This is a genomic window from Photorhabdus sp. RW14-46, from assembly GCF_963887965.1.
GTDB classification, from domain to species: domain Bacteria; phylum Pseudomonadota; class Gammaproteobacteria; order Enterobacterales; family Enterobacteriaceae; genus Photorhabdus; species Photorhabdus laumondii.
The window spans coordinates 1-1,778 of the sequence record NZ_CAWPHH010000091.1 but is presented as its reverse complement, the minus strand read 5'-3'; the positions used below and the strand labels follow the sequence as shown (position 1 = coordinate 1,778).

Genomic DNA, 1,778 nt, shown 5'->3' with positions numbered 1-1,778 from the left:
CCTTCACCCAGCTCAACCCGGTTGTTATTCCCGATGGTCACGGCATAATCCTGACCTTCCCCGGTCTCCACCCGGTTGTAGTTGCCGGAGGTAACAACGTAGTCGTCCCCGTTACCGGCATCAATCAGCCCGCCTTCACCAAAAACAAATGTCTGGTCATTCCCTTCACCCATGAACGCATAGTTAATCCGCCCGGCTACCACTGCGGTATCATCGCCATGACCGCCAAACATCCCGTTTTCACGCCCCATCAGGACGCCCAGATCATTGCCTTCACCCCCGGTAAAGAGGTTGGAAATACCGATGGCGTAATAAACATCCTCTCCACGTCCTCCCCAGAAGTTGTTGTTATCACCCAGATAAGCGCCGAGATCTTTACCGTCACCGCCCCAGTTGAAATTATAGTTCCCCAGCGAGATATGGATATCGCCATCCCCTTGCAAATGACCGCTGTTACGCAGGAAATCAAATGTTTTCTGCTCCATATTAAGCAGATCCGCGGTGAGGTTCTCTTTCAGATGCGTGACTAAGGAGTGCATTTCTGTCTGCTTATCTTGACTGAACATCGTTGCAAACAGATTAGGCAGATTCAGAGAGTTAAAGCCAAATACAGGTTTTGCTTTATCATCGGCCTGAGCCCCCATTCCATTGATGCTGACTGGCAATTCTGATCCACGGTTTTCATCCGGGGCTCTCTCTTGCAGACCATGACTTTCGGCAAACGATCTGATGCCATCCCCGCCCATCGCCATGCCCGCTTTCAAACCATCAAGCAACTTCTCCGGATTTGTAAACGCTTTCAGTTGATCGCCACTAAATTCTGCAATCACGGCCAGCATCTCTCGCAGAATCGCTTCGCCATTAACCGGGTCTCCTGTACGGGAAACCATCTGACCTTCCGGGGTGTAATTCACGCCAAAAATATCCGCTAAGGTCGTCTCCGCGTTTACACCGGCTAATCGGCCCAGCAGCTTATTCTTAAGCTGACGCGGCAAATCCTGTGGATGATAGGTAAACGTGGTCTTCGCCATACCCGTTGCCGAATATTGCTGCGTCATCAGGCCAAATAACGAACCCAGGTTGGTATCCAAAATCGACTGAATATTATCACCGAACATCAGGTTCCAGTTACCCGTGGTCACCTGAATATCCGCTCCCCGGCCACCTACCGCAAAGTTGAATGCCAGTTTCTCATTGACCTGACGGAATTTATTCGCGCGGCTCATTGTGCCCATATCACTCACATTGCGGGTGAGCCACTGGTTGAATTTTTTATTCAACGTCACTTCAATATCTTGCTTCAAACCACGGCTACTACGGGCATGCTGTGAATCCAGATCAACCAGCGTTTTATAGTCCACGCTGCTGGTCTGGTCCAAACCGGACAGATCCAGCACAAATTTTTTCGCGCCGGCGAGGGTCCATTGCTGATCCTGCGCCACCAGCCAGTCCTGCTTTTCACCAAAATGAGCAATACCTTGCAAGACCCCGGAAATACGGGCGGTACCATCAAACGGATTAACCAGCGGCGGCGTTGGCAGGGATTTATCCATCATCACAATCAGGTCATTACTGCGCCCCTGATTGAAACTGATGTTACGGTTGCCAATAAACATCTGCACCCCTTCAAGCGCCTGATAACCGGCAATATCGACGCTGTGTTTACTGTCGCCATTGCCGATGTGCACCATCACATTATTATCCCCGAAAACCAGTGACTTAAAGCCCCCCATACCGACTTTGACGCCCACGTTTGAGGTTCCCCAATTGAGCGCGGT

Annotated in this window: 1 pseudogene; it reads right to left on the bottom strand. The window is 50.8% G+C overall.

The window, feature by feature from the left end:
- A pseudogene (locus AACQ38_RS23640) lies at nt 1-1,778 on the bottom strand (MARTX multifunctional-autoprocessing repeats-in-toxin holotoxin RtxA); the annotation flags it as partial.